Source organism: Rothia sp. HMSC066G02 (genome assembly GCF_001813145.1).
Classification (GTDB): domain Bacteria; phylum Actinomycetota; class Actinomycetes; order Actinomycetales; family Micrococcaceae; genus Rothia.
The window spans coordinates 65,396-83,704 of the sequence record NZ_KV811584.1; the positions used below are offsets into that span (position 1 = coordinate 65,396).

The following is an 18,309-nucleotide window of genomic DNA, read 5'->3' on the forward strand; positions in this document are numbered from 1 at the left end:
CCAACCAGAGTGCAGCTACGTCCCAAGGTCGCCCAGATCTTTTCACGTACCCCCAACGGGTGCGGTCACAGGCAGGTAGCTATGTGTCTGCGTGCTGAGGAAGGGGTGCGCATTGCCGATAAGACGGTTTTGAAGATGATGCGTCAGATGGGGCTGCGCTGCGGTATACGCCGCCAGAGGCCCTACCACAGGTACAACTCCTACAAGGGGGAGGCGGGGCAAAGTTTTGAGAACATCATCGGTCGCAACTTCACGGCGACTGGTCCTTGGCAGAAGTTGGGTACCGATGTTACCGAGTTTAAGCTTTCCTTCGGTAAGGCCTATCTCGCGCCGGTTTATGACTTTGCTAGCAAGGAGATTGTCGCCTATTCCATCTCGATGTGTCCTAATCTTGCTCAGCAGCAAGAGATGCTTCAGGTACTCGTGGAGGCCAAACCCGAGGGAGTCAAGCCGATTTTGCACTCGGATATGGGGTGGCAGTATCAGCACGAGTTCTACGTCAGAACGCTTGCTGATAATGGTTTTATTCAGAGTATGTCACGCAAAGGTAACTGCATCGACAATGGTGCCACTGAGCAGGTTTTCGGTCACCTGAAGGACGAGTTTTTTCGTGGCCAGGACTGGCTAACCTTTGAGAGTTTCAAAGCTGACCTCGATGCGTACATTACGCATTGGAATACAACAAGACGCCAGGTGAAGCTTAAGGGCCTGACTCCGGTAGAGTACCGGGTTCAGGCCCTGCAGGAGGCCGTATAGGGGTTACTATTTATAGCGTCCAAGTTTCGGGGCGCAGTTCATCCTCAAGGAGCAGACCGGGGGTCTTCTATGCTGTATCAGCCGTACCTACAGTACCTACAAGGCCTACAAGAGGCACGAGCTTATCGGCGCATAACCTTCTTGGCCAGGAAGTTACCGAGGAACTGAACCAGCTGAACCAGGACGATAATAATCGCCACAACAGCCCAGGTGATCTCATCGTTGAAGCGCTGGTAGCCGTCCACGATCGCAATCTTACCCAGGCCACCGGCGCCCACATAACCGGCCATTGCAGACATATCCACCACGCCGATGACGAGGAAGGTGTAACCGAGGATCAGCGGGCCAAGCGCCTCCGGAATCATCACGGTGAACAGGATGGTCAGCTTTGAAGCGCCCATCGCACGCGCCGCCTCAATCACGCCCGGGTCAATGGAGACCATGTTCTGCTCCACGATACGGGCAATAGCGAATGCAGCACCGAAGCTCATCGCGAAGACCGCCGCATTCACGCCCAGGCGGGTACCCACCACGGCGCTCGTCAGCGGGCCCAAAGCCGCAATCAAAATAATGAACGGAATCGGGCGAATCACGTTCACCAGAATATTCAGGATCGTGTACACGAAACGGTTCTGGAAGATGTTGCCCTCACGGGTGGTGTACAGCAGAGCACCCACAATCAGACCAACCAGACCGGCGCACACCATGGTGATAGTCACCATGTAGAACGTATCGCCGATAGCCGGGAGCAGCTTCTCGGGCAGGAACTCGGACCAGTCCGTCTTAGACGCAGCCAGCGGAAGAGTAGTAGCAAACATTTAGCGCACCTCCTGCACGCGGGCAACGGTCTTCAGTTCGGCAACGGCGGCATCAATGCTGGTGATTTCGCCGAGAAGTTCCAGGGTGAGGGTACCGTACGCCTTGCCCTGCAGAGTCTCAATACCGCCGCCCACAATGTTGAAGCGGACGTTACGGGCACCCAGGTAGGACAGCACCTTACCGAGCTCCTGGTTACCCTCCACGATTTCAACGTTGATGAGGTAACCCTTGTGGTTTGCGCGCAGTTCAGCCGCTTCCTTACCGGTGGGGGCAAGCTTCACGGTGGTAGCCACGAACAGCTTTGCCACGTCGGTCTGCGGGTTGGAGAAGACGTCGTAGACGTTGCCCTGCTCCACCACGCGGCCGGACTCCATGACTGCCACACGGTCAGCGATGCTGGAGACCACGTCCATCTCGTGGGTAATCACCACGACGGTCACACCCAGTTCACGGTTCACACGCTTAAGGAGCGCAAGAACTTCATGAGTGGTTTCCGGGTCCAGTGCGCTGGTGGACTCATCAGCCAGTAGCAGGGCAGGGTTGGTCGCAAGCGCACGAGCAATACCCACGCGCTGCTTCTGACCACCCGAAAGCTGGTTCGGGTAATGACCTGCACGGTCGGCAAGACCCACGAACTCAAGCATTTCCAGGGCGCGTTCGCGGCGGTCCTTCTTAGACCAGCCGGCAATCTTCAGCGGGAACTCGACGTTACCGAGCACGGTGCGGGAGTTCATCAGGTTGAACTGCTGGAAGATCATGCCGATATTGGTGCGTGCTTCACGCAGTTCGGAGTCGCGCTTACCGGAAATCTCGAAGCCGCCAACGGTCAGGGTGCCGCTGGTGGTGGTTTCCAGGCCGTTAATGAGGCGGACCAGGGTGGACTTACCGGCGCCAGAGTAGCCGATAATTGCAAAGATTTCACCGCGGTTAATGGTGAGGGAGACGTTGTCCACAGCAACTACCGCCTTGGGGCCGTTGCCGAAGACCTTGGAGACTCCGTCCAGAACCACCATGGGCAAGGTGCTGTCGCCGAAGCTCTGTGCCAGTTCACTCATAAATATGTATCCGTAAATGTCGTGGTTGGGGCGCTAAAGGGCATTAACGCCGTTACGCAAAGGACGGTAAGCCTGTCGTGACCCGCATCGGGTGCTTAGACTTACCGCCTTTGCGTATGCCTAGAGGAGGCGTGTATTTAGAAGATTACTTCTTGGCGCGCAGCTTGGCTTCTTCGTTAGCCAGGGACTGACGCAGCTCGTCGGTGCTCACGTTGACCTCAACAGCGGTGCCGCGGGTCTCTTCCTGAACAACATCCATGACGGGCTTGGTGTGGAAGATTTCAACGATCTTCTTGTAGGTCTCGTCGTCAGCCTTGTCCTTCTGAGCAACGAAGAGGTTCACGTACTTGATAGCGGAGGGGTCGGTCTTGGGGTCGTCCTGAGCCAGTGCGTCTGCGGGCTTCAGACCTGCATCCTTGAGGAAGTCGTTGTTGACGACCGCGCCGTCAGCGGACTCCATGCCAACCACGGTCTGGGTTGCGTCGACGGGGGTGACCTTCACCTTGGAGTTAGCGGTGTCCACGTCGTCGATGGTGGGTGCGTCAACATCAGCGTTCTTGAAGGTAACCAGACCGTTGGTCTTCAGCAGCTTCAGCGCGCGTGCTTCGTTCACGGTGTCGTTCGGGATAACGATCTCGCCGCCCTGGGGGATGTCAGCCAACTTGGAGTGCTTCTTGGAGAACAGAGCCATCGGGTAGATGACGGTCGGGCCAACAATCTGCAGGTCCTTCTTAGCGCTCACGTTGTAGTTGGACAGGTACGCGATGTGCTGGAAGCGGTTCATATCGATGTCACCGGCGTCCAGTGCGGGGTTCGGCTCGGTGTACGCGCTGAACTCCTTGAACTCAATGTCGATACCCTGCTTCTTAGCTTCTTCCTTCAGGGTCTTGTTGAACTTCTCAGAGCCAACCACACCGATGGTGACCTTCTTGGATGCGGAAGAGGAGGAAGAGGAGGAGTTGGTGGAACCGCAGGCTGCCAGGCCAAAGACCATGGGGACAACTGCGAGTGCAGCAGCAAACTTCTTCACGGCTATGAATCTTTCTGTTGAATGATGATGCGTTCCGCCGGGTGCTCACGTTGGTACTAGCACATCCGATGGGAATGATGATGGGACAATTACAGCACGCACAAGGGCGGGTGTGGAAGTTAATGGCTATTCATGAGACACAGAACGTCAAGGTCGTCATATTTTGTCACAATTCGTCATGCGGTGATTATTTGCCAGGTCACAAAGCGTCATTGACGGTGTATTCAGGCGCACACAAAACGCCGGCCCGGGGTACAAAAACCCAAGCCGGCGTCCATAGTGCCACCCGTTACGGGCGGTGGGGAATCAACCTACTGATCGAACTCGCCCGAAGCAATCAGCTGCTCACGCACCTTACGGCGCAGAACCTTACCCAGCATCGAACGGGGCAGATCATCCACCACCACGATGCGGCGCGGAACCTTATAACGAGTCACCTTCGAATAGCAGTGCTCACGCAGAGTATGCTCCTGCACCACCCGGCCCGGGGCGGGAACTACAGCGGCGACCACCATCTCGCCACCGGCGGGCAACGGAATACCGACTACCGCCGCATCCGCGACCATATCGTGCTGCTTGAGGGCGACCTCAACCTCCGTCGGGGAGACGTTGAAACCGCCGGTAATAATGACTTCCTTAATGCGGTCGACAATCTGAATGAAGTAGTCCTCGTCCAGGCGCACAATATCGCCGGTACGCAACCAACCCTCGGGGGTGATGGTCTTCGCCGTCTCGTCCTCACGCTTCCAGTAGCCGGCAAAACGCTGAGGGCCCTTCACCCACAGCTCGCCCTCTTCACCATCAGGCACGTCCTCGCCGGTCTCCGGGTCCACCACACGAATATCGGTGGAGGGGAACGGAACACCAATAAAACCGGCACGGCGAGTGTCATTGAGCGGGTTGCAGGACACCAGCGGCGCGCACTCGGTCAGGCCGTAGCCTTCCACCATGAAACCGCCGGAGGCTTCCTCCCACTCGGCAACCAGCTCAGGCGGCAGGTTCATCGCACCAGAGACCGCATAACGGATACCCTCCAGGGACACGCCGCGCTTCTTCGCCTCATCCATCAGGCGGCGATACACCGGCGGAACCGCAGGAAGAATGGTCGGGCGGGTCTTCTTCATCGCCTTCAAAATCAGGTCCATGTCCACGGTCGGGAACAGCACCAGGCGGGCACGGCACAGCGACGCAATCGTCACGCCCAGGGTCATACCGTACGCGTGGAACAGCGGCAGAACCGAGTAAATCACCTCGTCATCGCCCGGGTTAATCCATGCCTCACCCATGCGACCGTTAGACTCCAGGTTGCGGTGCGTGAGCATCACGCCCTTCGGCAGGCCGGTCGTACCCGAGGTGTACTGCAGCAGCGCAATATCGTGCGCGGTCGGGCGGCGATGCGACGGGTCAATACGCTCGCTCTTCACCAGCTGAGTCCACGGCACCGTACCCGGCGCAGGACCGGTCAGCTTCTCACGCGAAGCACGCGCACTCTTCAACGGCAGCTTCAGCGCGGTACGCATCAGCGCGGGCATCGCCGAAATCATGTTCACCGAATAAATATGGTTCGGGCGGATATCCGCCGGAAGACCCGTAATATGCGAGGCGATCTTATCCCACACAATCGCGACCTTCGCGCCGTGGTCCTCAAACATGTGACGCAACTCCGCGCCCGTGTACAGAGGGTTATGCTCCACCACAATCGCGCCCAGACGCAGAATCGCGTAAAACGCCGCAATATGCTGAGGACAGTTCGGCAAAATCAGCGCCACACGGTCACCCGCCTGCACACCAGCCACGCGCAGACCCTCCGCAGCACGCTCAATCTGGTCCCCCAACTCGGCGTAGGTCGTGGTCGCGCCAAAGAACTCCAGCGCCACCTTGTGGGGTACGGTGCGGACCGCCTCGTCAATGAGGTGGCTCAGCGAGGTTTCGGGTAGCTCAATATCGCGGGCAGTCCACGGAGCATAATTCTTCAACCAGGGGCGATGCGCCAATGGATGCGCACCAGCCGATACGCCAGCGGGGGATGCAGGTGCCGCCGCATCCTGCAGGTTCGTGTTCTTCTGAGCCTCAGTCATGCATTGATTGTGCCTTCCCACACCCTCACGCTTCAACTCAGCAGCGCTTCTTTCCACGCTGAAAATCACACGGTACACCCGCCCCAGATACCGCAATAAACGCCGAAACACTAAGGTAAACCCAAGCAACTCTGGGATACTTAAAGCATGAGTAAACGACAGCAAGACATCACTGACGAACAGTTCAAGAAGCTCCTCCGCGAAATTTCCAAACGATTCGCCATCGCCGGAGGAGTCGTCATCCTGTTCGGAATGGCCATCATCGCACTTGCTTACCTTCTGGGAGGAGCCCACTAATGCACACCCCGCAGCGCCCCAACGGCGACATCTTCAACCGCATGGTCTCCGGCGCCGCCTACATGCCCGACGCCGAATGCGCCGCGCAGACTAAGCGCATCCACGCTGCAACCGTCCTCGCCGAAGAACACTACGCACGCGGCGAGCAGGCACAGGCAATGCACGTCTACCGTGAACACCTCGGCCACCTGGGCGAACACTCACACATCCGCCCCGGCGCACGCTTCGACTACGGCGTGAACACCTATATTGGTGACGGCTCCTTCTTCAACTTTGGCTGCGTCTTCCTGGACGTCTGCCCGATCCGCATCGGCTCCACCGTGCTCGTCGGCAACAACGTACAGTTCCTCACCCCCACCCACCCGCTCAACCCGGTCGACCGCGCCGCATACTGGGAAGGTGGCGAGCCCATCACCATTGAAGACAACGTCTGGATCGGTGGCGGCGCCATCATCTTGGGCGGTGTGACCATCGGCAAGAACTCCGTGATTGGCGCGGGCACCGTCGTCACCAAGGACGTCCCGGCTAACTCCCTCGTGGTCGGCAACCCCGGCCGCGTCATCCGCACCCTGGACGAGAACGAACGCCCGGCATACCCGCACACCTACTCCGCAGAAGCCCTGGAAGAAGCACGCGCCTTCTACGCTGACCGCAACCGCTAAATCAGCACCCAGGACTAGAATCCAAAGGATTTAATGAACGCACAGAACAACACCCCGCAGCAGCGTCCGGCTACCGCGGCGTCCACCCCCACCGAAAGTGACCTGTGGGAGGCGGCATTCTCCTCCGACGACCCCACCGTGGTTCTGACCGATGAGGACCTGAACGCCGCACGCCGCGCCCACGAAAAGGCGCGCGAGTCGGCCTCTTCGGCTCAGTCCTCCGCGCAGTCCTCGCAGGATGCGACCCGCCCCCTCACCGAGGCGGCTACCGCAACCCAGCCGCTCCTCTCCGCAAACAGCGCCGCTCAAAGTGCAGACTCCGGTGCTGACTTGGGCAAACCCGCTACCGACAACCTCAGCTGGCTCGACAAGCCCGCAGCCCCCAGCACGGACAACGTACGCGGCGGCGCAACCCCTGCCCCCGCTACCGCGCCTACCGCTGCGGCAAGCTACGAGGTGCCCGCACCCGGTAACGCCCATGCGGCATCGAACGCCCCGCAGGCTAATCCGGCGGATGATGACCACTTCGTCATCCCCACCCCCGCAGGTGATGCCGCTGGCTCGGAACCCATCCTCACCGCCGCAACAGCGCTGTCCATGCAGAAGAGCCGCTACTCCCGCATGCACCTGCTGCCCGGCCTGCTCGGCTGGCTAATCACCATCTCCCTCATGGACGGTGGCCTGTGGGCTATCCAGTCGTGGCTGACCCTGACCGGTCAGAGCGAGTCCATCGAATACGCCTCGGTGGTCTCCCGACTCTTCAGCGGCGCGTCGAACGCCGTGCCGGTCGCGGTGGCGTTGAGTGTGCTCATTTTCTTCGCCTACCTGGTGGGCGGTTACGCGGCGGGACGCATGGCACGATTCGCCGGCGCGAAGCAGGGCATTGCCGTGTGGCTCTGGCAGATTATGGCGCTCATCCTCGGATCCCTGGCGACCTTCCTCATGCCTCAGCTGTTCCAGAATAGTGTCGCGTCCCTGTCGTTGCAGAAGCTGATTGCGGGCGATTTCGCGAACGGCCTGCTCGCGGTTCTGCTGGTTCTGGCGTTGAGCTTCCTCGGCGCTATCCTCGGCGGTCTATTGGGACGCCTGTACCACCGCCGCGTGGACAAGTACCCGAGCGACCAGGTGGCACGCGAGGACGCCTAGTCTTCTAAGCACCCGCGCCTCGTTGCGATAGGGATAAAACGTGCAGAAAACCTCCGGTACCTTACGAAAGGTACCGGAGGTTTTCTGTATCTAAGTATCTGTATCCTAAACGGCCTTAGCTACCCAGCAATACGGCGCTGACTAGCTAAAACATGCCGCCTAGTGGTCCAGCAGCAAGGCAGGCTCCTCAAGAATCGCAGCCACATCAGCCATAAAACGAGCCGACAGGTCGCCATCCACCACACGGTGGTCGAACGAGCCACCCAGGGTCGTCACCCAGCGAGGAATAACCTCACCATCAACCACCCACGGCTTCTGCTTGATCGTACCGAAGGCAACAATCGCCACCTCACCGGGGTTAATAATCGGGGTACCCGTATCAATACCCAGCGAACCGATGTTCGTAATGGTCAGGGTGCCGTTCGCCATCTCAGCGGGCTGAGTCTTACCCTCACGGGCGCGAGTGGTCAGGTTGTTCAGCGCGATAGCCAGCTCACGCAGGGACAGCTCCTGAGCGTCCTTAATGTTCGGAACCATCAGGCCGCGAGGGGTCGCCGCAGCAATACCCAGGTTCATGAAGTGCTTAATCTGGATTTCGCTATCGGTCCAGGTCGCGTTGACCTGCGGGTTACGCTCAGCAGCCCAAATGACCGCGGCGGCAAGCACCAGCAGCGGGGTGACCTTCACGCCCTCGAAGTGGCGGGACTTCTTCAGACGCTTCACGAACTCCATGGTGCGGGAGGCATCAACATCCACGAAAATCGACACGTGCGGAGCGCTAAACGCCGACGAAACCATCGCCTTCGCGGTAGCCTTACGCACGCCACGCACCGGGATGCGCTCAATGCGGTCACCGGGGGTGGCTGCGGGCTGCCAGAACGGCTGGCGGGCGCCGCTATGCTGCACATCGCTCAGGTGCGCCACATAGTTCATGAGGTCCTGCTTGGTCACCTGGCCACGCGCACCGGTAGCGGTCACATTCGCCAGGTCAACGCCCAGCTCCTTTGCGGCAAGGCGCACCGGAGGCGGCGCGAGGGTCGGGCGGTGCGGAACCTGCTCGGGAGCCAAAGTCGGTGCGGGAGCCGCTGCGGGCTCGGGCGCCAGACGCTGCACCACCGAGTTCAGCGGGGTGTTCTCCACAAAGCGGGAGGCGCGCTCAGCCAGCTCGCTCAGCAGGCCCTGGTTGCGGTTCACCGAGTCGGCGGGGGTGTGCGCCACGGGCGCCTGAACAGTCGGTGCGACCGGTGCCGTAGCAGCCTGTGCGGGCTGGGATGCGGAGGCGGGGCGCTTGCGGGCGCGGCGCTTCACAGCGTCCGCCTTGGGGCCGGAGCCGACCAGTGCGGTGCCGGACTCAGCCTCTGCCGCGGCGGGTGCCGCCGGGGTTGCGGGTGCGTTGTCGCCGCCGGAGATACTGATGATTGGGGTGCCCACCTCAACGGTTTCGCCTTCGGCAACGAGCAGCGCCTCGACGGTGCCGGCGAAGGGCGAGGGAAGTTCTACGACGCTCTTCGCGGTTTCAATTTCAACGAGGACGTCGTTGATGGCGACCTCGGTGCCGACGGCAACCTTCCAGCTGAGGATTTCTGCTTCGGTCAGGCCTTCACCCACGTCAGGGAGCGGGAAAATCTGGGACATTTTTACCTCTCACTAGGGCATATGCCCTATACGGAATATTCTGTGCGGGCTTGCAACCCGCCATAGCGCAACACGCTGATACGTCAGATCAGGGAATGCCTAGTAGTCAAAAGCGCGGTCAACCGCCTCAAGAATACGGTCAATATCGGGCACGTACTCTTCCTCAACGCGGGAAATCGGGTACGGCATGTAGTAGCCGCCCACACGAATCACCGGCGCCTGCAGGCTGTAGAAGCAACGCTCCGTAATCGCCGCAGCCAACTCACCACCCATACCACCAAAGGTCGGCGCCTCGTGCGCAACAATCAGGCGGCCAGTCTTCGCCACCGAAGCGGCAACGGTCGGCACGTCCAGCGGCGAAATCGAGCGCAGGTCAATGACCTCAATCGAGCGGCCATCCTCCACGGCAGCCTCCGCAGCAGCCAGAGCAACCGGCACCAGCGGACCGTACGCAACGATGGTCGCGTCCGTACCCTCACGCACCACCTGGGCGCTAAACGGATCAAAGGAAGTGTCGCTAAAGTCCACTTCACCCTTGAGCCAGTAGCGGCGCTTCGGCTCAAAAATAATGACCGGGTCGGGGCACTCAATCGCCTTGCGGGTCATCCAGTACGCCTCGTGCGGGGTCGAGGGGGTCACAATACGCAGACCCGCAGTGTGGGCGAACAGCGCCTCCGGGGACTCGGAGTGGTGCTCCACCGAACCAATCACGCCACCGTACGGAATGCGGATAGTCACCGGCACCGTGTACTGCTTATCGGTGCGGTTGTGAATCTTCGCCAGCTGGCTCGTGATCTGGTTGTAGGCGGGGAACACGAAGCCGTCGAACTGAATCTCCGGCACGGGACGGTAGCCACGCAGGGCCATACCGATGGAGGTGCCGATAATGCCGGACTCACCCAGGGGCGCATCCATGACGCGGCGGTTGCCGAAGCGCGCCTGCAGGCCCTCGGTCACACGGTACACGCCGCCGAGCTTGCCGATATCCTCACCGAGCATGACGACGGTGCGGTCGGCTTCCATGGCGTCTTCCAGGCCGCGGGTAATCGCCTTGGCGAGGGTCAAACGTTCAATTTTCTCGCTCATGCTTACTCCTCTTCAAAGCCTGCAACGTAGTTACGATAGAACTCGCGGTCGTCTTCCACCTGCTGGTGTTCCTGCACGTAGACGCGGTCGAAGAAATACTCAAAGTCGGCAACCTCAGAGTTCAGCACTGCCTCACGCACGCCGTTCGCGACCTGCTGCGCAGATTCTGCAACCTCTTCGAAGAAGGCATCATCGGCGTAGCTCTGCTCGCGCAGGTACTTCTCGAGGCGAATCATGGGGTCGCGGTGCAGCGGGCCCTCAAGATCGGCGTCGGTGCGGTACTTGGTGGGGTCGTCCGCGGTGGTGTGCGGGCCGAGGCGGTAGGTCTCAGCTTCAATCAGCACGGGGCCTTCACCGGCACGGATCTTCTCCATGGCGTAGCGGGTTGCGGCGAGCACGGCGAGAACGTCGTTGCCGTCCACGCGAATGCCTTCGAAGCCGTAGCCTGCGGCGCGGGTGGACACCGGCACGCGGGACTGCACCTCGAAGGGCACGGAGATAGCCCAGCGGTTGTTCTGCACGAAGAAGAGCACCGGCGCGTTATAGGAGGCGGCGAAAACCATGGATTCGTGTGCGTCACCCTCGGTGGAGGAGCCATCACCGAAGTAGACCGCCACGGCGGGCTTCTGGGTATCCTCGGCGGGGTCGGTTGCCTGGCCCTGACCGGTGCGGCGGATGCCGGTTTCAGCCTCGATGTCGGCGTCGAAGTTCAGACCCATGGCGTAGCCGACGGCGTGCACGGTCTGGGCGGCAAGCACCTTGGTGTAGGTGTGGAAGTTGTGCGCCTTCATGTCCCAGCCGTGGGTGGTGGAACCGCGGAAGATGGTGATCAGGTCGCGGAAGTCCACGCCACGCGCCAGAGCGACGGCGTGCTCACGGTAGGAGGGGAAGATGTAGTCGTTGGGTGCGTAGGCGAGTGCGGAGCCAACCTGTGCGGCTTCCTGGCCTCGACTGGGCACCCAGAGGGCGAGCTGACCCTGGCGCTGCAGGGCAGTTGCCTCGTCGTCGAATCGGCGGGTGGTGTACATGAGGCGGTATGCCTCGCGCAGGGTGTCTGCGTTGACGTCTTCGATGTACCGGCTGTAGGTGGGGTGTTCGTGTACGGTGCCGTTTTCATCCATGAGCTGGATGCGTTCGGGCACTCCGGGGTACTTGTCGTTCTCGTGCATCTAACCTCCACACGTGACGAGGGCTTGGCCCTCAGCGGCTTGGGTTTTAGTCTCAACTTTCACCTGATGGTGCAGGGTTTGAGGTGTTCCGGCAAGCCTGTGAGGGTCTGGGCATATATAGTTACCAGTCTACTCTTTTCGGCTTTATCTCGCGGCAGTTACGCTGATAACGCAGTGTATTATGCCCTGCCATTCACTATTTGAACATCATTAAATTAAACCTCCCATATATTCTTTTTTGAGAATATATGGGAGGTTTAATTTAACTATTGAGAGCTTTTTCGGGTCATCATTTTTTCCGCGCGAGAACCATTTGAAAAGCCCAAACAAACCTCGACAAGGGAAAATAGTACATTGTTCAATTAGGGCTCAAACAGGGCAGGGTGGGCACTCCCGCCCCTTCACAAGACGCTCTAGAGCCCCTTCGCGAAGACCTCACATAGCGAGAGGAAACGGTCATTCGCCTCCACCTCGCCAATACTCACGCGAACACCCTCGGTACCGAACGCACGCACCGACAGCGCATGCTCAGCCATCAGCTGCACAAACTCACCCGTGCGCTCCCCCAGGGGCAGCCACACGAAGTTCGCGTAAGTGCTCGGGAAATCGTAGCCCAGCTCGCGCAGTCGAGCGGTCACGCGCTCACGCTCAGCGACCAGGTGGCTCACACGCTCCATCACCGCATCCTCATGCTCGATGGAGGCGATAGCCGCCGCCTCAGCCAGCGCCGTCACGGCGAACGGGGTTGCCGCCACGCGCAGGTGCTGCGTAATCTGCGGGTGCGAAATCGAGTAGCCCACGCGCAGACCCGCCAGGCCCTGCGCCTTGGAGAAGGTGCGCAGAATGATGACGTTCTCATAGTCGCGGTAGATGTCCAGGCCGTTCAGCGGGGCTTCTTCCCCTTCCGGCACGGTGGAGGCGGCGCAGAACTCGAAGTACGCCTCATCAATCACCACGGGGATGTGGGCGGGCACCTTCTCCAGGAACGCACGGATCTGACTTTCGGTGACGGCGGGGCCGGTCGGGTTGTTGGGGGTGCAGACCAGGATCAGGCGGGTACGGTCGGTGATGGCTGCCGCCATGGCGTCCAGGTCGTGTGAGCCGTCGGGCAGGTTCGGCACCTGCACACTGCGAGCGCCCATAATGCCGACGAGGATCGGGTATGCCTCGAAGGAGCGCCAGGCGTAGATGACTTCGTCCTGCACGCCGTCGGCGTTTACGCCGGCGAAGGTTTTGAGGATTTGGTTGAGCGCGCCGAGGCTTCCGGCGCCGGTGACGATGTCGTCAGCGTCCACGCCGAGCCGTGCGGAGAGCTTCTGTCGCAGGGCGGTGGAGAGCGGGTCGGGGTAGCGGTGCACGGTCGCAAATTCTGCGAGGATGCGCGCGACCTCGGGTACGGGACCCAGCGGGTTCTCGTTCGAGGAGAGCTTGTACTGGGTGAGGCCTTCAACGGGTGCGGGCGGCTTGCCTGCCGCGTAGCTGGGCAGGGTGTTGAAGACGGGGCGGACCGGGATGTTGGCGTGTTCAGCTGACTGGCTCATGGTTCCAGTATGTGCCTGCGGGCGGCTCGGAGGCTAACGCTTCTCACCTGGAGAGCAGGTCGCGAGCAAGCTGTAACTGTGCAGGCAGCAGATACTGGCCGCGAGTGCTGTACGCAAAGATGGAGGGGCGCCGCCGGGGTTGTTCCCGGTGGCGCCCCTCCTTTTCTCTTCTCTACTCTACTCGTCCCCTCCACCCTCCACCGAGTCTTTGAGATACAGAGTCCTTGAGATTGATGCTTTTAGACTCGGTGTTTAGACCATCAGGGGTTCACGCTCCTCGAGGGGAGTCAGATCCTCGGGAGGGCCTGGGGCGCGAAACCCGGGGTCGATGTTCTCGGGCGGAGTTGGTGCGAGGAAGCCGGGGTCAATGCTCTTGGGCGGGAGCATGGGTGCCGGCTTCTGGCCTGGCAGGATGGGAATGAGCGACTCAACGCCGTCGTAGTCTCCGCCTTGCCTGGCTCCGAAGATTGGAGGATTCTTGAGCGCGGAACCCGCGTTAGGGAGCTGCAGCTGATCGATGATTGGCTGAGTAACAGCCTTTTCGATGTGCGTATGCAGATCTGCAGGTTTGGGCAGAATGTCCGGCGGGATTAGACCTGCAGGGGGTAGCTGCCCCTCTGCCTCGATTCGAGTGGGCATCTTGATGGGCGCAGGCTCCGGACGGCTCAGGTCGCTCGGCATCTTGATGTGGGCAGGCTCGGGGCGGCTCAGGTCGCTCGGCATCTTGATGGCGGGCGGCAGATGCTGCGGGTTGTATCCCTGCAGGAGGGGCACCTTGGGCATCTGCGGCACAGGCATTTCGGGCCATGCAGGCTGCGGGTTCTGAGATTCCTGCGGAGTCGGCTCGGGGTGAGGGATGGTCTTTTTGATGCCCTCGATGACGGCGGGGATTTGCTTAGCAGCCGCCTGTACGGTTTCTCCAGCTTCTCGCTGGAGACCCTCGGCCCTCTGCTTGGCAATCTCCATGCCCTGTTGGACATCTGAGACGGTATCTTCGATACCACGCTTTGCTTGCCCCAGGCGCCCGCCTGTCAGCTGATCAATCCCCTCAACTATACCCAAGCCACCAGGGATAGTTCCTGATGCAAGGGCTGCAACAGCGTAGCCCTCGGTACGTTTGATAGTTATACCCACTCGTAGAGCGGGAGGCAGACCGTCCGGCAGGTTTGAGGCGGAGGTAACCTTCTGTTCCCCCAGCACATACTCTTTACCATCCATTGCGGCGCGCATGCCGCCAGGCACCTTGCCGCTATGCCCTTCACGGTGTAGGGCTTCGTGGTAATTTACGGCATGATGCTCATGGTTATTGACGGTGATTACCGTATCGCGTTCATCAGGATGCCACGGTTCTCCAAAAATCTGTGGCAAGGGAATCTTCTTTGCTATATCAGGAACCCCATCGCCGTCACCCTCCACGTAATCCACGGCAAAGTCACGTTGTTTGGCTGACATACCTCGCATCGGGGCAGCTTGGGCATAGACACCCACAATATTGATTTCTTTGGCGACTTCAGCACTATTCGCCATGTTGTGGGCGATCATTGCTCCCTGGCTGAAGCCCTCCATGTATACACGAGCACCCTTGGGAGCACCAGCATCACGCAGAGCCTGCAAAATCATCATGTACGCAGAGTTCATCTGGTCTGGGCCCGCTGCTTCACGGAGAGTCCCCTCGCCATCTATGATGGATCCACCCCAAGATCCAAAGATAGTACCCGGAATGCTCACCACATACAGCGCATGGGCAGGGTCGCCTTCATGTCCTGCTTCGTACATAACGGTGACGAGTACGGCACTACGTTCAGCGGTCAAAGGGTCCTGCCGGGAACGTTCAAGTTCAAGGTCCTGCGCCTGCGCCGCCGCCAGAAGACGTTCCGAGCTGGCGCCCACAGAGAGCTGGTTTTTCTCGCCGCGATGCGTAGCAATACCGTATTCCTCCGCAGAGGCTGTACGGACGTTGTAAACCGCGTTTCCACCGATAGCTGCCTTGATGAGGTTAGATAGACCACCGCCCAGTGCCTTTCGAGCAAGTCCTCGCGGAATGCCAAACATGCTTGCAAGGCGGTCAAATGCTCGCTGACGGGCAATTTCAGGATTCCATTTGGCATCCATGTAGGCGGTGAAGCCGAAAAGAATACCCGCCACGAGAGGCGAATACGGCAGCGTCCGAGATGCCGAGAAGTACCCAAGCTCGGGAATGGTGAGCTTCAAGAGGTAGGTAGCTTCGCCGGGTTCTCCAGCGATGAGGCCGCGGAAGTGACCTCGGGTGCTGCGTCCGTCGGGTAGCTTGCCGTCCTTTGCGATGCCCATGGATTCGAACCAGCCTGCGACGGTGTTTTCAACCTGCAGGTAGGAGCTGTGGGCGGCTCGGACGGTGGCTGCGGTGACGCCGAACTTTGCGGCACTCATACCGAGGTCTGCAGCAAGGACGGCGCAAATAGCGGCAGCCTGCTGGGCACGTCCGTTAATGCCGAGGAAGAGCCGAGTCTCGGTGGCGATGCCAAGAATCGGCATGGCGCGGTCGGCGCAGGTGCGGCTGACGGCGTCGAGGCCGTCGGCAATGGCGGGCATTTCTTCAAGCTCAACGCTGATGGTGCCTGCGGTGGGCCCTGCGGAGTCGGCGAGGTCACCGATGGGCGCAACGGTGGGTCCGGTAATCATGGTGTCTCCTAGGGTGGGGTTAGTGGGTTCGGATGAGCGAGCTCAGCCCGTCGGGCAGGTTCACGTGCATGAGTGAATCGAGCGTTGACTGGGCTTTTTGCACGCCTGAGCGGGCGATAATTTCGCCGGGGTCAAGCTTTTCGAGGAGGTCGGCGGCACCGTCGGCGAGTTTGCCGAGTAGGTTATCTACGGCGGAGGCGGCGGCTTTGATTGCCTGCGCTTTGACGGTGAGGTCGTTGGCGAGTTCTTCACCGGCGGCGGCGATCATGGCGGCGGTGCCTTCGGCTTGTTCGGCTTGGTGGCGGATTTTTTCTCGGTGTTCTTCGAGTTGTCGCCGGTAGGCGCGTCCGGCTTCGGATGCCCAGTGTTCGCCGTTGAGTTCGTTGGCGCGTTGGTGTGCGGTGCGGATTTCTTGGGCTTCGGTGCGCATCCTGTGGGCGAGTTCTGCGCCTTTGGCGCGGGCGAGCACGGCGGCGGCCATGAGCTGTTCGGCGAGGGCGTGGCCGGCGGCGGTGCCGATGCCCATGTGTCCTGCTGCGCGGAGGATATCGGTCGGTTCGATTCGGGGCAGCTGGGGTACGGGTGGTGGTGCGGTGTCAACAATCGTGGTCATGGTGTGTCCTTTCACGGCGGGTTTGTTTTAGGCTAAATCTGTTGCGGTGACCGTGCAGGTGGAGTGCGCCAACCTGTGGATAACTCAGGCTTGTTTCGAAAAATTCGCACGTTTTGCGTCCTCAAAACCCAAAAAATGCCCCCTCCGCATCCCCTCGTTTTGTCATATTTCTGTAACTAACCAAGCCGCCCGTCACGTCCATATGCTCTTCCCGCCTCTTTTTTTCAGCGAATTCATGCAAAAATAGAGCTATGTCTCACACCAATAACACCTTCTTGCCTTCTGGCCGTATTGACCTGGGCACCGGCGAACTTGCGCTGGGCCCCCTCGACGGACGCTACGCTTCCGTGACCGCACCCCTGACCAACTACCTCTCTGAGGCGGCGCTGAACCGCGACCGCATCCACGTTGAGGTTGAGTGGTTCATTTACCTGTGCGAGCACGAGGTGCTGCCGGGTCTGTCCCCGCTGAGCGAGGAGCAGAAGAAGGGCCTGCGCGCCATTGTGACCGATTTCAACGCTGATTCTGTCGCTGAGCTGGCAGAGATTGAGGCAGTCACCGTTCACGATGTGAAGGCGGTCGAGTACTACATTGGCCGCCGTCTGGAGGGTCTGGGCCTGGGTCACCTGGTGCCGCTGGTTCACTTCGGCTGCACCTCCGAGGACATTAACAACCTCGCCTACGCGCTGGGCATCAAGGACGCCGTTGAGAACGTGTGGATTCCTGCCGCTGAGAACCTGATTGAGGTTCTGCTGAAGCTGGCTGAGGAAGGCCGCGACGTGCCGATGCTGTGCCGTACTCACGGTCAGCCTGCAACTCCCTCCACCCTGGGTAAGGAGCTGGGCGTGCTCGCGTACCGCCTGAAGCGCCAGGTGAAGCACGTTGCTGCTGCTGAGTTCTTGGGCAAGATTAATGGTGCAACCGGCACCTACGCTGCTCACTATGCGTCGGTTCCTGACGCTGATTGGCAGGATGTTTCTCGCGGTTTTGTGGAGCACCTGGGCCTGACCTGGAACCCGCTGACCACTCAGATCGAGTCGCACGACTGGCAGGCTGAGCTGTACTCGGATATCGCTCATTTCAACCGCGTGCTGCACAACCTCTGCACCGATGTGTGGAGCTACATTTCGATTGGTTTCTTCCGTCAGATTCCGGTGGCTGGTGCGACCGGTTCGTCCACTATGCCGCACAAGGTGAACCCGATTCGCTTTGAGAATGCGGAGGCTAACCTGGAGCTCTCTAACGCTCTGCTGGATTCGCTGGGTTCGACTCTGGTGACTTCTCGTTGGCAGCGTGACCTGACTGACTCCTCGGCGCAGCGCAATATTGGTGTGGCGTTTGGTCACTCGGTGCTGGCTATCTCCAATGTGGTGAAGGGTCTTGAGCGTCTGGATATTGCGACCGAGGTTATTTCCGCTGACCTGGATGCGAACTGGGAGGTTCTGGCTGAGGCGATCCAGATGGTGATGCGTGCTGAGGCTATTGCGGGTGTTCCCGGCATGGAGAACCCGTACGAGCGTCTGAAGGAGCTGACTCGCGGTCACCGCGTGGATGCAGCTCGTCTGAAGGAGTTTGTGGCTACTCTGGGTCTCTCCCCCGAGGCTGAAGCGCGCCTGTCGGCTCTGACTCCGCACACTTACAACGGTATTGCGGCTCAGCTGCTGGATCACGCGAAGAACGCTTAGTCCGTAGCAAAGGATTAAAAACTAAAGACCCCGGTTCCCTGTGTTGAACTGCGCCCCGAAACTTGGACGCATTAAA

At 60.1% G+C, this 18,309-nt stretch carries 15 protein-coding genes; 5 read left to right on the forward strand and 10 right to left on the reverse strand.

The window, feature by feature from the left end; genetic code table 11:
• On the forward strand, positions 1 to 756 hold a 756-nt coding region (locus HMPREF2894_RS02605; protein ID WP_083309902.1), incomplete at its 5' end, for an IS3 family transposase.
• Between the two features lie 122 nt (positions 757 to 878).
• Here HMPREF2894_RS02605 and HMPREF2894_RS02610 read toward each other — a convergent pair.
• The 4 genes from HMPREF2894_RS02610 to HMPREF2894_RS02625 form a co-directional block, all read right to left on the reverse strand.
• On the reverse strand, positions 879 to 1,574 hold the full coding sequence (locus HMPREF2894_RS02610; RefSeq protein ID WP_049349935.1) for a methionine ABC transporter permease: 696 nt from the start codon (positions 1,572 to 1,574) through the stop codon (positions 879 to 881).
• A complete protein-coding gene (locus tag HMPREF2894_RS02615; RefSeq protein ID WP_049353969.1) occupies positions 1,575 to 2,630 on the reverse strand; it encodes a methionine ABC transporter ATP-binding protein in 1,056 nt (351 codons plus the stop codon).
• A gap of 145 nt (positions 2,631 to 2,775) precedes the next feature.
• Positions 2,776 to 3,660: a MetQ/NlpA family ABC transporter substrate-binding protein gene (locus HMPREF2894_RS02620; protein ID WP_005507550.1), complete on the reverse strand. Its 885-nt coding sequence runs from the start codon at positions 3,658 to 3,660 to the stop codon at positions 2,776 to 2,778.
• Positions 3,661 to 3,971: 311 nt separating this feature from the next.
• Positions 3,972 to 5,738 carry a long-chain-fatty-acid--CoA ligase gene (locus HMPREF2894_RS02625; RefSeq protein ID WP_049349933.1) on the reverse strand — a complete coding sequence of 589 codons (1,767 nt, stop codon included), beginning with the start codon at positions 5,736 to 5,738 and terminating at the stop codon, positions 3,972 to 3,974.
• A gap of 147 nt (positions 5,739 to 5,885) precedes the next feature.
• Here HMPREF2894_RS02625 and HMPREF2894_RS09080 point away from each other — a divergent pair, with 147 nt between their 5' ends.
• The 3 genes from HMPREF2894_RS09080 to HMPREF2894_RS02635 are packed head-to-tail and all read left to right on the forward strand — an operon-like array spanning position 5,886 to position 7,843.
• Positions 5,886 to 6,035, forward strand: coding sequence for a hypothetical protein (locus HMPREF2894_RS09080; RefSeq protein WP_005504480.1), 150 nt, complete (start codon positions 5,886 to 5,888; stop codon positions 6,033 to 6,035).
• Positions 6,035 to 6,697: a sugar O-acetyltransferase gene (locus HMPREF2894_RS02630; RefSeq protein ID WP_049349932.1), complete on the forward strand. Its 663-nt coding sequence runs from the start codon at positions 6,035 to 6,037 to the stop codon at positions 6,695 to 6,697. The genes HMPREF2894_RS09080 and HMPREF2894_RS02630 overlap by 1 nt, the downstream gene beginning before the upstream one ends.
• 33 nt (positions 6,698 to 6,730) lie before the next feature.
• Complete coding sequence (locus tag HMPREF2894_RS02635) at positions 6,731 to 7,843, forward strand: hypothetical protein (protein WP_049349931.1); 1,113 nt, start codon at positions 6,731 to 6,733, stop codon at positions 7,841 to 7,843.
• Positions 7,844 to 8,002: 159 nt separating this feature from the next.
• Here the strand turns inward: HMPREF2894_RS02635 and HMPREF2894_RS02640 are convergent, their stop codons facing one another.
• From HMPREF2894_RS02640 to HMPREF2894_RS02665, 6 genes are all read right to left on the reverse strand, one after another.
• The gene (locus HMPREF2894_RS02640; RefSeq protein ID WP_070677684.1) at positions 8,003 to 9,478 is read right to left on the reverse strand and encodes a dihydrolipoamide acetyltransferase family protein; all 1,476 of its coding nucleotides are present in this window, start codon (positions 9,476 to 9,478) and stop codon (positions 8,003 to 8,005) included.
• A 99-nt stretch (positions 9,479 to 9,577) separates the two neighbouring features.
• Positions 9,578 to 10,564, reverse strand: a complete 987-nt coding sequence (locus HMPREF2894_RS02645; RefSeq protein ID WP_070677686.1) for an alpha-ketoacid dehydrogenase subunit beta — start codon at positions 10,562 to 10,564, stop codon at positions 9,578 to 9,580.
• 2 nt (positions 10,565 to 10,566) lie between these two features.
• Entirely contained in the window at positions 10,567 to 11,733 is a 1,167-nt protein-coding gene (locus HMPREF2894_RS02650) for a thiamine pyrophosphate-dependent enzyme (RefSeq protein ID WP_070677688.1), read from the reverse strand.
• Between the two features lie 413 nt (positions 11,734 to 12,146).
• A complete protein-coding gene (locus HMPREF2894_RS02655; RefSeq protein ID WP_070507249.1) occupies positions 12,147 to 13,274 on the reverse strand; it encodes a histidinol-phosphate transaminase in 1,128 nt (375 codons plus the stop codon).
• 252 nt (positions 13,275 to 13,526) lie between these two features.
• The gene (locus HMPREF2894_RS02660; RefSeq protein ID WP_070677690.1) at positions 13,527 to 15,935 is read right to left on the reverse strand and encodes an extensin; all 2,409 of its coding nucleotides are present in this window, start codon (positions 15,933 to 15,935) and stop codon (positions 13,527 to 13,529) included.
• A gap of 19 nt (positions 15,936 to 15,954) precedes the next feature.
• Positions 15,955 to 16,548, reverse strand: a complete 594-nt coding sequence (locus HMPREF2894_RS02665; RefSeq protein WP_070677692.1) for an ABC transporter substrate-binding protein — start codon at positions 16,546 to 16,548, stop codon at positions 15,955 to 15,957.
• A 251-nt stretch (positions 16,549 to 16,799) separates the two neighbouring features.
• On the opposite strand from HMPREF2894_RS02665, the gene purB reads away from it, so the two are divergent.
• A complete protein-coding gene (gene purB, locus HMPREF2894_RS02670) occupies positions 16,800 to 18,233 on the forward strand; it encodes an adenylosuccinate lyase (protein ID WP_070677694.1) in 1,434 nt (477 codons plus the stop codon).
• Positions 18,234 to 18,309 lie beyond the last annotated feature (76 nt).